Origin of the sequence: Sphingobacterium deserti (assembly GCF_000757725.1) — a bacterium.
Lineage (GTDB): Bacteria > Bacteroidota > Bacteroidia > Sphingobacteriales > Sphingobacteriaceae > Sphingobacterium > Sphingobacterium deserti.
On sequence record NZ_JJMU01000028.1, the window covers coordinates 70429 to 87362 of the forward strand.

Here is a 16934-nt window from a genome sequence, read left to right on the forward strand (position 1 = left end):
TCCTCGATACGCGGGAGAGCCTTTTTATAAAATATCCCGCTCCCCATTGCGGGTTTATTCCTTCACGAAAAACAGGCGTTGAGCTGCCGTCTGCAAATAAACGGTTACAAGTACCGGCTTCCGATGATTTGCAGTTTTTTGTAAAGCTCCGTTTCACCACTTTTCATGCTAGAGATGTTCGGCGGACTTACTTTGTAGCTATTTCCATCTTTCGCGATTTGAAATATCTCCTTAAAGCCTTTGTAGCCTGTTACAGTAACAGAGATGCTATTCTCATTTTGATCTATTTGCGCAGAATACCAGTGTTGTGAACCGTCTGATCCGGCTAAGCTTAATTGAACTATCTCTTTCATGGGTAGGTTGCATTGATTTGATAAGTCACAAAAGTATTATTTAATAATCGGGTTCTTTGACAATATTTGTACGGGATTGTTATTTGTAGCGTTTCAACTACAAGGCTTTGTCGTTGCCCTGTTACACGGTTATTTTCCACAATGAAACATGATTAGCAAACATGGCTTCTTTAGGAAATATTTGGCGTGAAACGATGCGCGAAAGACCATGTTCACATAGAAGTCAGGTCTTTTTATTTCCTTAGAACGTATTTAACGTAGTTTTCTACCAATCTTGGAACCATGTTCACGGAAAACACCTAATAGCAAGCAAATAAATGCGGTACTCGCTATTTTATCGGTTTTTGGTATGCGCTTTGAAAAAGGTATAACAGATAACAAATAAATAAGAACTTAACATACACCACCATGGAAAATATAGAAGTAAAAGCAGCACAATTGGGTTTAAATAAGGGATACTACATGCTTTTGATGGCTATTCTGGAAGAACCTAACGAAACAGAAGATCAAGCTACGCAGATCTAAAAGACACATACATATACACACATATATTTAATTCTAAAAAAGCGGTATTTTCTTAATATCGCTTTTTTTTTGTGCTGTTGTATAATGTATAAATTAGTCGGAGCTTGCATATCGCTAATAGACTTCTATGTAGGATCTTGCATCATTTTCGTCTATGATCAGGCTACTAATACTCCGTTTGGAATGTACGGAATGAGGAGCGAAGACCTATTGTAAAGATGGTCGCATTTATCTTTTCACCACTGCTGATGATATTTTGCTGCCTATTGATAAGTCCAAGTTCCCAACGAAGGTTATACTTCGGATTGAGGACGTAAGCGACACGCAGTTCGTTGTAGAACAAATTCGTAGCCTGCCCTTGACCGATGCGAAAGCGATCTACACCGGGTTGGCTCTTGAAGATATCGCCGCCGAAGTTGTCTGCAGCTGTTGCATCATCACCGTAACGAGCAAACATACTTTGTCCGTAAACATCCCAGCGTTTCCAGCGATAAGTAGCAATACCAAGCACCTCCCTGAAGTTCGCGCCATTGGGGTGTGCCAGTGGATCTCCATCGCTGCTGTAGTTCAGTCTGTTGTTGGGGTGCTGGTAGGTGTAGGGCGAGGCTTGATTAAACTCTGCTGATATATTTAAGTTTTCTACCGACAAGAAGTCGTAAGTTTTCGCACCCAGCTGGTAGGCCATACGCCTATCGCCGTCCTTGCTGAACGAGATCTTCCCCAGATCATCAGCAAAAGCCTGACCGTAGATAATGTATTTATCCCAAGGCTGATACTTCACGTTAAGCCCCAGTCCGCCATTAACTTTCTTATCGCTACTTTCACTATAGCGCGACCAAATGAGGGAGTGAAATAAGCCCAAGGTAAGCTTGCTGCTCGCCAAATAATCAATGTAGTGGAAAGAGGCATATTTCGAGGCGTTCCCAAAACGCTCGATGTCTACGCTATTGGGGTTATAGATTCGAGGATTCCGGCGATCTAACATATACGCCCAAACGGAATTGTATTGAAAGCGGTTTACCGTCCCGGAAAATTTCGCATGCGTGAAATTGTAGGGATTGTCAGACAAAAGCACCGAGCGATAACCTTCTCCAATATGCATCTTGTCATAAGCCAAACTGACCATAAAAGCATCACTCACCTTATAGTTTAGATTAGCTGTGGTATTCATCCAGTCAAATTCATGCGTTGGAATGTTTTTGGAGAAGCCTTGTCCAGGCAGACCGCCTAGGGCAGTAGCCGCACTATCGATGTGCGTAGGAAAGCGCGCTTGTGTTTCAAAAAAGGAGAAGTAAAAGGTAAATTTATCTTTTATGGAAAGGCCAGCCTGCACGCCCCGGCTATTTGTCCAAAGCGTTTTGTCATTTGTGCCGGTTTGTCGTCCTATTACAAAGTCAGGTAGAAAATCCGCGTAGAAGCTGTGATCTTCTTTCACCACCTCAATCAGGTGTTCCTGAAAAAGCTTCCTGTGCAACCAGCTTCTGCTGCTGTCGCGCTGGACGAGATCATAGGCACTATCCAGATTTTTTCCGACAAATGGCTTAACCGCAGTATGCACGGTAGAGTCGCCGTAAATAGTTTTTGTATAGCGATTATAATGTTGGAAAGAATAAGGTTGGTAGTATAATTGAGCTACTGCGCTTTGAATGCACGTCACCGCAAAAAGTAGTAAGCCTAGTTTTCTCATTTTTTAATTTACGCGAATATAGCAATAATCGTACCTCGTCCAATTTTTTCTATTTCTTTGTCGGTTTTAGTAAGTAGTAAGTGTGGAGTATTGCGTAATGCGTATAGCGTATTGGGAGAAGTTTAGGTCTTCTTTATTTTATCGCTTCTTCCCATTATTAATCGCAATGTCGCATCAGTTTTGTTGCGTCTGTAGACATTTGCCTCTGCACTATTCAATAAGGATGCAACAAAAGTAAGCGACGGGGTTTTGAATAACTTTTGCCCTACAAAAGTATTTGCCCTGCCGCGGCATGCGGCGGACCTTTGTCCTATGCCCGGACGGGGCCATACTTTTTCAGATGAAAAAGTATACAAAAAATCTTTGTTTCATCGAGGCGATATTCCCCACAACCCAACCCGCAGCGGAAGGCTGCCTATCAGGCTAGATGACATCCCAAAATCCTTTTAGATTGGATTTTGGGAAATAATATCATGCCTGCCCATATCCACTAGGCCACGGCAGCAATCTGCTTTTTCCATCGCTTGATGAAACCTAAAAGTGCCGTTAATCGGTCTTTGTAGATCAGGCCTATCGTTCGCTCGATTGATCGTGCGTAGTGAAAATAGATTGTAGTATCTAGTATTTAGTTTATAGAAAAGTTTTGGTTGATAAGTGATTGCAGGGATCATTATTAATCGCAATGTCGCATCAGTTTTGTTGCGTCTGTAGACATTTGCCTCTGCACTATTCAATAAGGATGCAACAAAAGTAAGCGACGGGGTTTTGAATACTTTTTGCCCTACAAAAGTATTTGCCCTGCCGCGGCATGCGGCGGAAGGGTTTGAGCGAGGGACAATCCGTTTGAAAACAAAACCTAACTTTACAAAAAAATAACAATTTCCATTTTCCGTTGTTTACTTGTTTGTATGCACGTTACATTAATATTAAATAATGGTATGGTTGCTTCTTTTTTTAAAACGAAAACTAAAAATCCGTATATTAGTCGCATAAATATCAACCATTGAAAAAACAAAAGAAGGTTGACAGGCGTAAGAACTCTTCAATTCTTATGAAAATGCTGCTTATACTTTCGGATACTATTAAATCTTGAATTAGAAAACATGAAAATCGGAATAACTTTCTCCGCTTTTGATCTCCTTCACGCTGGACACATCAAAATGCTTGAAGATGCAAAAGAGCAATGTGACTTTTTGATCTGCGGGTTGCAGACAGATCCCACGCTCGACCGCCCGGAAAAGAATAAACCCACCCAGACCGTAGTAGAACGATATATCCAGCTAAAAGGCTGTAAGTATGTCGATCAAATTGTTCCCTACGCTACAGAACAAGATTTGGAGGATATTTTACGTTCTTTTAAAGTGGATGTTCGTATTTTGGGAGATGAATACAAAGAAAAGAACTTCACCGGACGTCAATATTGCGAAGAGAAAGGGATTGATCTGTACTTTAACAGCCGTGATCACCGCTTTTCAAGTTCTGGTCTTCGTCGTACAGTTGCTGAAAAGGAAAGAGAGAAGAATGGAACGGTGGTGCTGATGGGGGAAGAAACGAAAAAGAAAGCAAAATAAGTTCGATTGCAATCTTGCGTGGCTATTGAAGCCGCAGGTTCTGTGCTATAAATGAATGCATTAACTAAGCTTGTGACGATGAATGGGATGTTATCGTGTAGCGAATATTCGCAACCACCAAGCGCTATCACACACATCGCACAACTGATTAATAATACAAAATGAAAATAGGAATTACATTTGGGGTGTTCGACTTGCTACATGCAGGACATATCATGATGTTGGAAGAAGCGAAAAGAAACTGCGATTACTTGATCGTGGGATTAAATACAGATCCTTCGGAAGTGGATCCGAGCAAAAATAAACCTACACAAACTGTGGTGGAGCGCTATATTCAACTGGAAGGTTGTCATTACGTTGACGAAATCATCCCTTACGAAACGGAGCAGGATTTAGCTGACCTCCTACAAGCGCTACACGTGCAGGTGCGCTTTATCGGTGAGGAATACCGTGATAAAGACTTTACTGGTCGCAGATACTGCGTAGAGGAAGGCATTGAAATTCACTACAACAAACGGACGCACCGCTTTTCGAGTCATGGCTTGCGTAAAGTCGTTGCCGATAAAGAAGCCGAGAAAGTGGTGAAAGGGTAAATAGCAACCAAGGGATAGGATAGATAAGGTATAGTAGTTTGATATCTACTACCGATCTATAACACCTTTATAGCGATACAGAAAAAGAAATGAGTAATAACATACATGTTATATTATCGGGCGGCGTGGGAAGTCGCCTGTGGCCCCTATCCCGAAAAAGCAATCCGAAACAATATTTAAATCTCTTTAAAGAGGGTTCTCTTTTTGGCATGACCGTGTTGCGAAACCGTGAACTTTGTAATAAGGTGATGGTGGTCGGCAATTGTGATAATTATCAATTGAGTAAGGAAGTGCTCGATAGCCAAGGCGTAGAATATATCGATATTGTCGAAGCGACGCCGCGGAACACTGCGGCCGCTATTGCCTTCGCTGCCTTTGCTGCCGCACCGGATGATATTTTAGTGGTGACACCCTCTGACCATGTAATCGTCGGGGAAGATGATTATGCTTCGGCGATACAAACAGGAATAGCGAAAGCCAAAGAAGGCTATATCATCACCTTTGGCATAAAGCCGACGCGGCCAGAAACCGGCTATGGCTATATTGAATATGAGGGTGATAAAGTGCTTTCTTTCCGGGAAAAGCCAAACCACGATACGGCAGAGGATTTTATAGAACGAGGGAATTTTCTGTGGAATTCCGGTATGTTTTGCTTCCGCGCAGACACATTTTTAAGCGAGCTGCAGCAGTTTGAACCGAAAGTCTATGCAACAGCATTGGCGGCATGGCAGCATCAAAAGGAAGGGCGACTGGATGAAGGTTTTTCTAAAAAGATACCATCCATTAGCGTCGACTATGCCGTGATGGAACGCTCCAAAAAGATTCGTGTCGTAGCGACACAATTTCAGTGGTCTGACTTGGGCTCGTTTGAATCACTGTATGATTATTTGCGCTCCACAGGTTATCCGGTGGATGAAAATGGGAATATGATCATTGGCTCGGATATGTACACTGCTTTCGTCGGATTGAAGAACACGATTGTGGTCTATACTGACGATGCACTGCTCTTTGTCCAAAAAGAAAAATCGCAGGACGTCAAAAAAGTGTACAATACACTTGAAAAACATCAATCAAAATTAATCGACTAATAAGTAAGCGCTACCGCCTGAGGTTTTGCATCAGGTAGTAGCGCTTAGCTTAAAGGCTTTTGCAAAGCAAATTAACCCATCAATTTCTGTCTATAGCCGCTATTTCAGCTTGAATATTACGACGTGCTGCTTGCTCATAGCGTTCGAAAAATAGATCTGTTTTAAAGATACGCTCCATAGCTAGAAAATGTTGGAGCACGCGCTTGCGGCCTTGTCCAAATTGAGGCGACTGATCATATTCTTTCCAGATGTTTACCGCATACTGTTCATAGTAGGCTTTGTCTGTCCCTAAAATTGACATGTCTGCATCTAAAAAATAATTGACATCATCATTTTCCTGACCGGCGTGCGTTTTTGTAGCTAGGATAAGCTCCACGCAATGGGCAATAAGCGCCGAAGGATAGCCTAACTTCTGGAGGTGGGCATTCGCAACGTCCGCGCTTTTTTCCTCGTTGCTCCCATCTTTCATAAAGTAGACGATATCATGGTAGATAAGGGCTAGAAATGCGGTGGGATAGTCCTTTAATTTAGCTTTACAAAAGTCCAATTGATTACTGAAATTTTGCAGATGCTCCAGGTTATGGTAATGGCGACGTGGGTCGGTATAGGCAGCAAGCACTTCCTGCCAGCATTCCTCCATGAGCTTTTTGTCCGTTGTGTAAGGGCGTAAGCAAGCCATATAGTTGGCCTTCATTTTTATAGTATCAACTTCCATAGATTTGCTTTGTTTGATGCAACTGCTTTTGAAAACATGCTGACGCGTATCAAGGTTGCCGCATCAGCATGTACCTGGCTAGTCGAGCTTCCACTGGTTCGTGTAATAACCAGCGCTAATAACACCAGTCGCTCCGTCTTTCAGCATGTTGCTATTAAAAAACATGTAATCGGGAAAACCGCTTGCGCCCGCGAAATATTGGTTAGCGGTAGCTGCACGCATACCAGCTATGCCAGTCCCCGTGATGACGGCGACGGAAAGCTGATCGTTATCCATCCGTTTCCATTGAAAATAGCCGCCAATATCCGTTCCGTCAAACTGCTGGTTGCCCAGCGTTACTCTTCCTCTGCCGACAGATATAGGGCAATCAGCTAAGAGTTTTTTCCAAACACTGTTCGTTTGCGCATTACCCACTAAAATCACGTTTCGATTTCCATGATCTTGCTCATTATAATCGACGTCGGCAATGATGTCAAATGCGCCATTTCCTCGATAGTACCAAGATTCGGCATCGTAACGGCATTTTTCTATGGCCCAAGCATTTTCTTCCGGGTTTCCCTTTGTGCCATAGATATACAACATCTGGTGATTAAATGCTTCTTTGAACGTGCCGTTGCGATGTGGACCTTTATCCGCTTTGCTCGGAACATCTACCAGTTGCCAGCGGTTGTTTGCCTTATGCAAATAGAGACTGTTTTTCGTAGAATCGCTGAAGTAATAGGCGATCGTTTCGAGGCTATCTAGCTGCACAGCGATGGTATCGCCAACAGGAAAGTCGCTTATATCTAATGTTAAAGAGGCTATGTTTTTCGTGTTGCCTGCTAGCGTTCGATCTGCAATGTTGCGCGAGATTTGTAGGTGTGCATATTCCAAGGGTATTTGCTGCTGGTAGATTGTTGCCCAAGCATAGCTAGCAGATATGCCGGGATTGGCCGTCTTAAAATCGATGTGATGTATGGCGCTGTCTGGCTTACGCTGGTGCCACTTGAAATAGTCAAACAGCGGCTTCCAATCGACACTCTCGTTGCTATACCAATGTGAGCCACCGGGGTATTCATAGTAGCTGAAATCAGGATGAAATTCACTCAAAACACCACGCATCTGCCGGGCGTAATCTACGGAAACGGTACGGTCTGCATCACCGTGAAGGATGTATACGCCTAGGTTTTTGTAATTGGAAGCATAAGCGATAACATCACTCTGGTTGCTGGCGCGGAGCAAGGTTTGTTCCATTGGCGTTGCTGCTTTTTCCGGAATAAGTCCATCTGCAGAGCCATAGCCTTTCAGCGTAGGATAGCCGGCACATGGTGCAATCGCGGCCCATTGATGCGGATAGGTAGCGCCCAAAAACCACGTGCCATGACCGCCCATGGAATGCCCCGTCAAGTAAATTTTTTGTGTATCCGGCTGGAGCGTCTGTTTGGCGAGCTGCAACACCTCCAGAGCATCCAGTCTACCCCAGTCCTCCCAGTTAAAGCCGCGCGGGCGCCGATTTGTGGGCGCCACAAGCGTGCCCCAATCTTTGGAAGCGTAGGCTTGCGCCTGCCCTAGCGCTTCGACACCGGCTCCGTGTACGGAGAAGAAGAGTGCTTGGCCGGGTTTTTCGCCGCCTTGGGCGGGATTCACGGCATAGTATTGTAAGCTGTTGTCAATCTTGCTGGTAAAAGTGACGCGGTAAGGGACATCGGCCGTAACACTGCGTAGTGCAATAGTGGCATGGTCTAGCATCTTTTTGTTTCGCAAAAGGTGCAGTTTTGCCGCAACCTCGCCCACTGTTTGGACGGATGACGCATCAACAACAATTGCGACCTTCCGTGTAGATTTAGCAGGGATGATGGGAAGTGATACCATTTGTGATTTACCCTGTATGTTACTCTCCACATGCAGACCCTGCAATGCTTTGGAATTATTGTTTACAATAACGATACCCAGCTTTAAATTGTTATTATCGCGGCCTTGTACAATGTCCGGCAGGGTGAGATCGTCTGTAGCGAAAGTAGCTACTTTGCTCGGGAACTGCAGGCTGGCGGCTATAAAAGCTCCTCGTACAAAAAATTCATTCCGGCCTTTTTTAAGCTGTATAGGCAGGTGCATGTAGCCCATACGGTAAGGATCGCCAGCATGCAACTCACCATTGACCAGAACAGCGCTATTCCCCTTAATATTTAGGATGGCAGGTTGCTCTTTTTCCGCTGTGTAGCTTAAGTAGTAGTAACTGGATCGCGGACCGCGGAATTGTTGGGAAGCAGGATTGGTGCTTTGAGCAGACTGCGCAGCGACTCTTCCTGGCCCCGGCGGGTTGTTTGGTGAACGTAGGTCTCCGCTGGTCGTGCGTTGCGGACGGAAGAATCCCGATGTATCTGCCGACACTTTGACCCATGATGATTGTCCCGTGCCGCTCAGGAAAGCGGTGTTTTCAGCAGGTTTTTTAAAATCTTTTCCATAGTAGGACCATAGGAAGTGATCGGTATAAATCGCTTCCCGTCCGTAGGTGTAAGGTACCTCGAGATACAAGCCTTCCCGAAAAGCGTAGGTTTCCTGTGCAAATGTATGCGTTGTAAAAAAGACGATTGCGGCGATGATCATCCGGATGATGGTATGCTTCATAGTGGGATAGGTGTGATGTAAGTATAGTTAAAAATAGAAAAATTAGTGCTAATCAGTGTACGTTCGACATATTTTATACAGGCAGCATGATCTATTATCCGCTAGAAACATGTATGCTCATTCGATTTCCGTTTTAAGGTTACAGCAGAAGCCTCATTATAGGTGGTTATTGAAGTAGGATGTACAGTGGAAGAGAAATAATTCTAGAAAAATAAAAATACTAAAATTATTAGTATTTAATGCCGTTTTTTATTATCTTGATAACTAAACCATTATAAGTACGTTTTATGACAAATCCAATTTATATTGATCTGACAACAGATTATGCATTCAAACGGATATTCGCATCGGAGGTGAATAAGGACTTACTTCTTCATTTCATCAATGAAGTATTTAGAGGGAAGAAGAAAATCGTTGATCTTGCTTACAACAAGAATGAGTATGTGGGCGATGCGGAAGATTTAGGTACTGTGATTTTAGATTTATCTTGTACGGCCGACGATGGATCTAAAGTCATTTTGGAAGTGCAGACCAGCCAGCAGCTGAATTTTAAACAACGGATGCTTTACTATGGCGGGAAATTAATTGCAGACCAAGCTCCTAAAGGCAATCGAAGGGGTTGGAACTATGGCATCACTGCGGTTTATGTTATTGTGCTGATGGAAGGCTTTGTGTTCTCTACTGCGACAGAAAGTACTGCAGTTTTTCAAGATATCTGTCTCTGTAACAGCGATACGGGTACAATTTTTTATGAGGATTTACATTTTATATTTATACAATTGCTTAACTTTACGAAAGGGAGCGACAAGCTGGAAAGTGATTTGGATCGATGGTTGTATATTATAAAAAATATGCCATTAATGGATAGTCCGCCGGCATATTTACAGCAACCTTTGTTTGGGAAGCTATTTGATGTAGCTCGCTACAGTAAACTAAACATGGAGGAACGTGCTATGTATGACATCAGTTTAAAACGGAAATGGGATCAAGAGGCGGTTCGCCAGTACCAGGAGCAACAGTTGGAGGAAGCCATAACGAGAGGCCTGCAACAAGGCTTGGAGCAGGGACTGGAGCAAGGTTTGGAAAAAGGACTGGAGCAGGGGCTAGAACAAGGTTTGCAACAAGGCTTGGAAAAAGGTTTACAGCAAGGGATTGCCAAAGGCCTTGAAGAAGGATCAGAGGCCAAAAGTTATGCCGTAGTAAAAAAAATGATTGATAGAAATGAGTGGAGCGACGAAATGATCGCCGAACTGGTGGAGGTGACTGTTGATTACGTCAGAGAAGTTCGCGAACAGCGAAATAAGTAAATGTTTATGTTGCTATATATGTAAAAGGCCTGATAAGATCAAAACTTATCAGGCCTTTTACATGACTTCACCTGGCGTGTACCTTTCTTTAAAAGTTATAGGCTACACTGCCGAGTATGCTGCGCGGCATTTGCGGATTTACCGTAGACCATCCTTTAAAATATGTCTTATCAGTAAGGTTATTGCCTTTCACGGCAATATCAAATTTTTTGTAAGCATAGGAAACGCTTGCATTTAACAAAGTGTATGCAGGAACAACGAACACACCCGTAGGCAGGCTGTTGGTCACCAGGTTTTCGCTAGCGTAGTTTACGCCTAGACCAAATCCGACACCTTTTAAGAAGCCGTTTTGCAAATGGTAGTTTGCCCAGGCATTGAAAAGATGTTTAGGCCCCGCTTCTGTTGGGCGGAGGTTGTTCACTGATGCTGCTGCGTTCGTGATCCGGCTGCTGTTGCGGCTATAACTCATGATAAGATTTAGCCCGTCTACAGGAGCTGCTGTGAGGTCGAATTCCACGCCTCGGCTAAGACGCGTGCCGTCTTGAACAGTGATATTAAATGTCTGTCCGTCACGTTCAATACTTTCTGGTCGGGTCATATTGGTGACGCTGATATCATAAAAACTTGCGGTTAGCCCCAAGCGATTGTTCAACATGTTTAGCTTCACACCGGCCTCCCATTGGTTGGCTTGCTGCGGCTTTAAGTCGCCCGATATGTCAGGTAAAGGCTGCACCACTGGAGCCACGTTTCTAAACCCATTTTGATAATTTGCAAAGAGCGACAGTTGGTCTTTAATAGGTTCATATACAAAGCCCACACGCGGGGAGAACGCTACCTGATTAAAAATGCCGGTAGTGGTGTCCCTATCGAAGTTGTACGTTCCTTTGTTATCAAAATAGTCCATACGCAACGCGAGCATCAGGTGCATGCTTGGCGTGATGTCTAATACGTCGGAAATGTAGGCGCCGTAAGCTTGGGTAAGTCCTCTATTATTTGTTTCCGCAAAAGTAGATGCAGCGATCGCCGAATCAATACTATTCGCATCGAAGCTGTAATACCTTGGGTCATCAAAAGAGGTGTTGATCTTATCAACCAATACATACGGAGAGTTGTGTGTCTCCGCACGTTGCGATAGAAAGTCAAGGCCAACTAAAAGACGGTTGCGCATATTTCCAAGTTGGAAATCACCCACAAAATTTTGTTGTGCGTTGATGGTTTGTGCGACATAATTTTGTTTGGCCGCAAGACGGTCGATGAGCGTATCCGTAGCACCTGTATACATGACGTACTGGAAGTATCCATCTGCTTTGCGGCGATTGTACACGAGGCTTGTGTTCGAAGTCCACTGATCATTAATGCGGTAGGTAACATTTCCGCGTAGCGTTGTTGTTGGATTACGAAAGGTGACATCGTTATTGGTATACGATTTATTAAAGTCAAACGCTAACTCATCCGGTGTTCGTGCCTGAAGTTGGCGGCCACGATTCAAAAATACCATGAGCGGATTTGTAGCTTTACTATCATAGATTTCAGCATCGAAAAGGATATCTAGTTTTTCGTTGGGTTTGTACAATAAGGATGGCGCAATGAAGAAAGACCTTTTAAAACCGGCATCCTGAAATGTCCCATTGTTCGTGTAGGCGGTATTTACACGGCCTAAGAGTTTCTTATTGGCGGTAAGTGGACCATATACATCGGCGGTAACACGATGCTCGTCGTAACTGCCGAAAATATAATTCACGCGCCCGCCCAAGGTGTCTATCGGTTTTTTGGTGACGTTGTTAATTAAACCACCAAAGCCCACGGCAGCACCGCCGTATAATGAGCCCGATGGGCCTTTGATAACCTCGATGGTTTCTAGGTTTGCAGGATCTGGACTCGTGCTTGCGATACTAACAACACCATTGACCATGGCGGATTGTGTGGTAAAGCCGCGAAGCGTATAATAGGCTACACCATCACCGGGCCGACCTGTAGACGACCAAAGCTTATCTAACCCCGCTACGTTGGCCAAGGCATCATCGTAATTTGTATTCACCTGGCTTTGTAGCAGCTCTTTGGTGATCACCGCGTAGGACTGTGGATTTTCCAGGTTCCTTAGGGGCATTTTGGCCACATAGGGGCTGCTTTTGCGCGTGTATCTGTTGGCTACGCCATTCACAACAATCTCATCCAGCGCCGCGCGGTCTTCGACAAGATAAAGTGGGGGAACTTCCATTCGGCTTCCTGCTACATCAATAGTTTGCGTCTGTGTGGAAAGGCCTACCGATGAAATCGTCAGTGTTTGTTTTCCTGCCTGTATGTTTTTAAAACTGTATATCCCTTTTGCATTCGTAAAAACAGTTATGGATTGTGGTGTAAGTTTTACGGTAATACTTTCCGCGGGTTGTCCGTCTGAAGAGAGTACCTTTCCGTAGATTTCGGTTTTTTGCTGTGCAAGGATAAGCAACGGAAAAATGAAGGGAATGATAAGTAGAAATTTTCTCATGTACATGGCGTGTATAGTCTTAGTCTTATTTGGACTTAATTTAAATTGCGCAAATCTATTGTTCTTGATCTATAAATCAAAGGGAAAAAGAAAGTATTTGATAAGGTTAGTTCTAAAAACCGTAAAAATCCGGATAAACCTCGCACAGGTGATCAGGCGGTTTTATAATTTAACATCCTATTAATATGAAAAGGCCTATTTTCGGAATCAAAATATTGATTTCGGTTTCATGGTCCTATTATTTTGGGAACAATCCTGCTAGATGTTGGTATTTGGAAGGCGGAGCACCTATAAAACATTGAACTTTCCATATGACGATTTAAGATCAGAATTGGCAGAAGTGAGCTACTGAAAAAACATTGGAGATATGCATAAAGGAATAAGTCGATTTACTATTGTTGCCGCGATGTGTGTGGCTATGATAAATTTAGTGCAGGCACAATCTAACTATTGGGATTTTAAATGCCCTGAGGATCTGCATGCCTTTTTCAGCTATAGAAAGGGCAAACATGTACTAAGTGGGCATCGGGGTTCGACTGAAAAGGGGCTGCCTGAGAATAGCCTTGCCGCATTTTCCAAAGTGCTTGAGCACACACCCGCTTTTTTTGAAATCGATCCACGTTTAACAAAAGATAGCGTGGTGGTTTTGATGCATGATGCCACTTTAGATCGGACGTCCAATGGTTCGGGCAAAGTATCAGACTATACCTGGGCGCAGTTGCAGGAATTACGCCTTAAAGATAGGAGCGGTAAGCTTACCGACCAACGTATACCGCGTCTAGACAGTGTCCTCGTTTGGGCGAAAGGAAAAACGGTTTTAAACTTAGACCAAAAAGGTGTTCCTGCTGCGGTATATATCGAATTGATCCGGAAGTATAATGCTTTCTCGTATGTAATGATTACCGTCCATACCGCCTCGCAGGCTAAAGACTTTTTAAAAATGGCACCTCAGCTTATGCTATCTGCGCACATCAAAACAAAACCGGTATACGAGACGTACAAAAAGCAACGTATCCCTTTCAATCAGCTGATCGCCTACATTGGTTCTGAGTTCACATCGGAAAACAAAGCGCTCTGCAGCCTATTAAACGAGAAAGGGGTAATGTGTATGATCTCTGCTGCTCCTATGTTTGACAAACTTCCTGCCGCAGCAAGACGAGCGAATGCATACCGGACAGTTTTTAAAGACGGCGCTTCCATCTTAGAATCTGATTTCCCGATGGAGGTTAGCGTTGCAGTGGAAAGCCACGGCTATTAATAAGCGTCTTTATCAGGCTATTTCGGTTTAGGGCTAGGCACCACTTTGCAGCAATAGTGCCAACGACTTTTATTTTTTCTTAGGCTTGTAGTAAAGAAATATAGTCCGTTTAGAAGGGCTACCGTCCAGTTTTTTACCCTGGATCGTTTTCCGCTCCAACTGCCGAGTCAAATATTTATGTAACAGTTCGTGCAGACGACCAGACTCAAGATGAAGATCAAATTCATTTCGGAAATCTATAAGCATTTGAGCAATGGACCTTTCTTGTTCGAAATAATCTGTTTTAAACACAATGTACGCGATGTATTCCCGTTCTCTTTTAGTTCCGGTACTGTTCGGCTTTGCGAAAAATAAATCCTCTTCATCTTTAAAATATCCCATTCGCTGATTCAAATATTTGCGACGGTAATCTTCAACGATTTTAAGCTCACTCTCCGAAATGTGTATAGGCGTTTCAAAGTCAAAAAAATGAGTAAGCGAAAGTGCAAACGGCTGGCAGACTTTGTCGATGGTTTCCACCGATATAGGTAGAGTGCCACTGTGGTAGCTGCGAATAGCTTTCGCCCCAACCCCGGCTAAATTAGCTAACGCGACAATCGATAAACCCGTTAGATTGAGTATTTCGTCAATACGTGTGGAGATCGCCTTTGCCAATTTTTTATTTTCTGCTTTACCCACTATAAGCTGTATGTTAAAAATTTTAAAAACTTTTGTATATTTTCTTACAATTATTTGTATATTTGATTGTTGTTTGATACAGTGGGGCGCGAATTACGTCAAGCGGAATAGATTTTCTCTGAAGCAATTGTGCAAGAAGTGTTTACAGAGGCGATTTTAGATGATTTACATGCTGAAAAATGCCATTTGCTCCTTGCTTTTACATAGATCAATTTTGTAAACTACATTGGCTTGTTTCGTTAAGATCCCTGTTGAGGAAGGATAACCAAATTGTTAAAAACACAATAAATAGCGTTACGAAATGGGTGTATGTTTCGCTCATTATCGGCAGAGAAGAGGCTTGCACGTTAAATAGGAAGAGTAACTGAGTTAGTCACAGATACCATTCACATATTACCATGCCGCTCTGAAAGAAAAACGGAAGACGCACATAAGCGTGTAACAAAGGACAATTGTAGTATAGGGTTAGTAAATAGGCGAGTCGCTAACCGTTTTTACTCGTTGTCTTTTTGATGCATTCCCATGCTCTTCTGTCCTGCCGGCCCCAAAATATATAAAGAACGCTTTACGAATTACGTGGAATTGTACCAGCTAATATTCGATATTCTACACACCTAAATTAGCAACAATTCTCGCGATTCCCAAAAGCGAAATTTTATTATCAAATAGATTTCTTTATATAGGGGCCGGTTATTTTAATCATAGCATGGTGTAAACAAGTTAAAATCATTTATTTATGTTGTCCAACGGCGATAAATGTGTTTCGTTTCAATTTTAACACAGCTAGCGATTGCGCCTAAGTTCCGCGCTTGCGGAGCTTAGTTCGCTAGTCTTTTTTTAACTTGTCCTCCGTTATTAAAACACCCATAACTATTTGATGATGTTTATGTCGGGACCAAATGTTCGAACGTGGTCCATATTAGCGTCTTTAAGGTTTTGTCCAGTCCTGTTTGCGCCGCTTTCCTAAAATTCTAGCTAAGATCCAAACGATCGCTATACTAATCAATATGATGAATATCACGCCAGACCAAGCCCCTGTGTGAAAAACAACATCTACCACCTGGCAACTGCTCATCATAGCCATAGCGCATAAAAAAATCAGTACGGACAAAAATCTTTGCATAACTATTTATTTTATCTAACGAACAATTGCAGGGTAAAACCGTTGAAGAAAACTATAGAAAATTACAGTCTCGTGAGGTGGCAGATGCTATCCGTCTATCTATAGTGCGGCTTGATATGGCTTTTGAGCTATGTTTATCCTAACTAAGGTGATGTGTATTTCCTAACCGATGTTAGATGCTATAGTAGATTTCTTTCAACAAAGGATTAGGCAATTGGAAGCGATTAGCTGAGCGTGGGTTTAATTTACGCAGAAGCTTTTTGATGTTAAGGACTTACCAATAGCCTTTGTAAAACATCTTTTATTCTTTTCCGTTCGTGCTCGTCGTGTAAATCCACATTAAGCAGGGAGCTTTTGTTGTTTTTTGATTGAATGGCTAAGAATGTCGCCCCTGCTGCCAATAAAGCAAAGGCTACGGAATCGAAATTAGACCCTATATTTTGATTAACTTTTAATATGTCAAGCGCTTTCTGGAGTGTGCGCTCATGCATCTGCAACGTTGCTATGGCTTTAAGATTTTTCGCGGAAAACCCCCAATGAAGTATTCCTTTCAATTCGTCATCAGCTATAAGTTCATCCAACTGGATCTCTAAGAGCGATAAGATGTCTTCGTGAACGACGTCCTTTGGATGTAATGCTATATTTTGACTGAGTTTTTGGGCAGCAGAGGGCTGTAGTTCTCTGTTTTCAAGATATTGGGCTATGAGCCCTTCTAATCCACCGAAATATAGGTAGATAAGCTTGGGATTAAGTCCAGATATTTCGGTTAGAGACGTTACGTTTAACTCTGAGTAGGATCTTTGTGCTAATATATTACCTACGCTTTCAAGCAAAATATTTTTAGATCGAAGTCGGTTGCGCGTGCTTTTTGCCGCGGTCTTCTTATTTTTCCGGTTCATCTTATTACCTTTGTAAAGTCCTCTATAGCATTGTGTACAATC

13 protein-coding genes are annotated in these 16934 nt (G+C 43.0%); 5 read left to right on the forward strand and 8 right to left on the reverse strand.

Features of this window, described 5'->3' with window-relative positions:
- Positions 1-104: 104 nt before the first annotated feature.
- Together DI53_RS09480 and DI53_RS09485 are read right to left on the reverse strand one after the other, a co-directional pair.
- Positions 105-353, reverse strand: a complete 249-nt coding sequence (locus DI53_RS09480) for a hypothetical protein (RefSeq protein WP_037498163.1) — start codon at positions 351-353, stop codon at positions 105-107.
- Between the two features lie 691 nt (positions 354-1044).
- Positions 1045-2565: a hypothetical protein gene (locus tag DI53_RS09485; RefSeq protein ID WP_052072277.1), complete on the reverse strand. Its 1521-nt coding sequence runs from the start codon at positions 2563-2565 to the stop codon at positions 1045-1047.
- A 1103-nt stretch (positions 2566-3668) separates the two neighbouring features.
- On the opposite strand from DI53_RS09485, the gene DI53_RS09490 reads away from it, so the two are divergent.
- The 3 genes from DI53_RS09490 to DI53_RS09500 all read left to right on the forward strand — a co-directional run bounded on the left by DI53_RS09490 (position 3669) and on the right by DI53_RS09500 (position 5817).
- Complete coding sequence (locus tag DI53_RS09490) at positions 3669-4136, forward strand: adenylyltransferase/cytidyltransferase family protein (protein WP_037498164.1); 468 nt, start codon at positions 3669-3671, stop codon at positions 4134-4136.
- Between the two features lie 161 nt (positions 4137-4297).
- Entirely contained in the window at positions 4298-4729 is a 432-nt protein-coding gene (locus DI53_RS09495) for an adenylyltransferase/cytidyltransferase family protein (RefSeq protein ID WP_037498185.1), read from the forward strand.
- A gap of 89 nt (positions 4730-4818) precedes the next feature.
- Positions 4819-5817 carry a mannose-1-phosphate guanylyltransferase gene (locus DI53_RS09500; RefSeq protein ID WP_037498188.1) on the forward strand — a complete coding sequence of 333 codons (999 nt, stop codon included), beginning with the start codon at positions 4819-4821 and terminating at the stop codon, positions 5815-5817.
- Positions 5818-5896: 79 nt separating this feature from the next.
- Here the strand turns inward: DI53_RS09500 and DI53_RS09505 are convergent, their stop codons facing one another.
- Together DI53_RS09505 and DI53_RS09510 are read right to left on the reverse strand one after the other, a co-directional pair.
- Entirely contained in the window at positions 5897-6532 is a 636-nt protein-coding gene (locus DI53_RS09505) for an HD domain-containing protein (protein WP_052072278.1), read from the reverse strand.
- A 78-nt stretch (positions 6533-6610) separates the two neighbouring features.
- The gene (locus DI53_RS09510) at positions 6611-9139 is read right to left on the reverse strand and encodes a carboxylesterase family protein (RefSeq protein WP_037498191.1); all 2529 of its coding nucleotides are present in this window, start codon (positions 9137-9139) and stop codon (positions 6611-6613) included.
- Between the two features lie 287 nt (positions 9140-9426).
- On the opposite strand from DI53_RS09510, the gene DI53_RS09515 reads away from it, so the two are divergent.
- The gene (locus tag DI53_RS09515; RefSeq protein WP_037498196.1) at positions 9427-10446 is read left to right on the forward strand and encodes an Rpn family recombination-promoting nuclease/putative transposase; all 1020 of its coding nucleotides are present in this window, start codon (positions 9427-9429) and stop codon (positions 10444-10446) included.
- An 88-nt stretch (positions 10447-10534) separates the two neighbouring features.
- On the opposite strand, the gene DI53_RS09520 is transcribed toward DI53_RS09515, so the two are convergent.
- A complete protein-coding gene (locus DI53_RS09520) occupies positions 10535-12934 on the reverse strand; it encodes a TonB-dependent receptor (RefSeq protein ID WP_037498259.1) in 2400 nt (799 codons plus the stop codon).
- A 367-nt stretch (positions 12935-13301) separates the two neighbouring features.
- Here DI53_RS09520 and DI53_RS09525 point away from each other — a divergent pair, with 367 nt between their 5' ends.
- Positions 13302-14192 carry a glycerophosphodiester phosphodiesterase family protein gene (locus DI53_RS09525; protein WP_037498199.1) on the forward strand — a complete coding sequence of 297 codons (891 nt, stop codon included), beginning with the start codon at positions 13302-13304 and terminating at the stop codon, positions 14190-14192.
- 69 nt (positions 14193-14261) lie between these two features.
- On the opposite strand, the gene DI53_RS09530 is transcribed toward DI53_RS09525, so the two are convergent.
- The 3 genes from DI53_RS09530 to DI53_RS09535 all read right to left on the reverse strand — a co-directional run bounded on the left by DI53_RS09530 (position 14262) and on the right by DI53_RS09535 (position 16892).
- Positions 14262-14870 (reverse strand): helix-turn-helix domain-containing protein, encoded by a 609-nt coding sequence (locus DI53_RS09530; RefSeq protein ID WP_037498201.1) that lies wholly within the window; start codon positions 14868-14870, stop codon positions 14262-14264.
- Positions 14871-15798: 928 nt separating this feature from the next.
- Positions 15799-15993, reverse strand: a complete 195-nt coding sequence (locus DI53_RS20160) for a hypothetical protein (RefSeq protein WP_131555222.1) — start codon at positions 15991-15993, stop codon at positions 15799-15801.
- Between the two features lie 266 nt (positions 15994-16259).
- On the reverse strand, positions 16260-16892 hold the full coding sequence (locus tag DI53_RS09535; RefSeq protein WP_037498204.1) for a TetR/AcrR family transcriptional regulator: 633 nt from the start codon (positions 16890-16892) through the stop codon (positions 16260-16262).
- Positions 16893-16934: the final 42 nt, after the last annotated feature.

Coding starts and splice junctions, on each gene's coding strand:
- DI53_RS09535 (WP_037498204.1), bottom strand. CDS start 16,892: ATGAACCGGAAAAATAAGAAGACCGCGGCAAAAAGCACGCGCAACCGA.
- DI53_RS09510 (WP_037498191.1), bottom strand. CDS start 9,139: ATGAAGCATACCATCATCCGGATGATCATCGCCGCAATCGTCTTTTTT.
- DI53_RS09500 (WP_037498188.1), top strand. CDS start 4,819: ATGAGTAATAACATACATGTTATATTATCGGGCGGCGTGGGAAGTCGC.
- DI53_RS09525 (WP_037498199.1), top strand. CDS start 13,302: ATGCATAAAGGAATAAGTCGATTTACTATTGTTGCCGCGATGTGTGTG.
- DI53_RS09485 (WP_052072277.1), bottom strand. CDS start 2,565: ATGAGAAAACTAGGCTTACTACTTTTTGCGGTGACGTGCATTCAAAGC.
- DI53_RS20160 (WP_131555222.1), bottom strand. CDS start 15,993: ATGCAAAGATTTTTGTCCGTACTGATTTTTTTATGCGCTATGGCTATG.
- DI53_RS09495 (WP_037498185.1), top strand. CDS start 4,298: ATGAAAATAGGAATTACATTTGGGGTGTTCGACTTGCTACATGCAGGA.
- DI53_RS09520 (WP_037498259.1), bottom strand. CDS start 12,934: ATGAGAAAATTTCTACTTATCATTCCCTTCATTTTTCCGTTGCTTATC.
- DI53_RS09490 (WP_037498164.1), top strand. CDS start 3,669: ATGAAAATCGGAATAACTTTCTCCGCTTTTGATCTCCTTCACGCTGGA.
- DI53_RS09505 (WP_052072278.1), bottom strand. CDS start 6,532: ATGGAAGTTGATACTATAAAAATGAAGGCCAACTATATGGCTTGCTTA.
- DI53_RS09515 (WP_037498196.1), top strand. CDS start 9,427: ATGACAAATCCAATTTATATTGATCTGACAACAGATTATGCATTCAAA.
- DI53_RS09480 (WP_037498163.1), bottom strand. CDS start 353: ATGAAAGAGATAGTTCAATTAAGCTTAGCCGGATCAGACGGTTCACAA.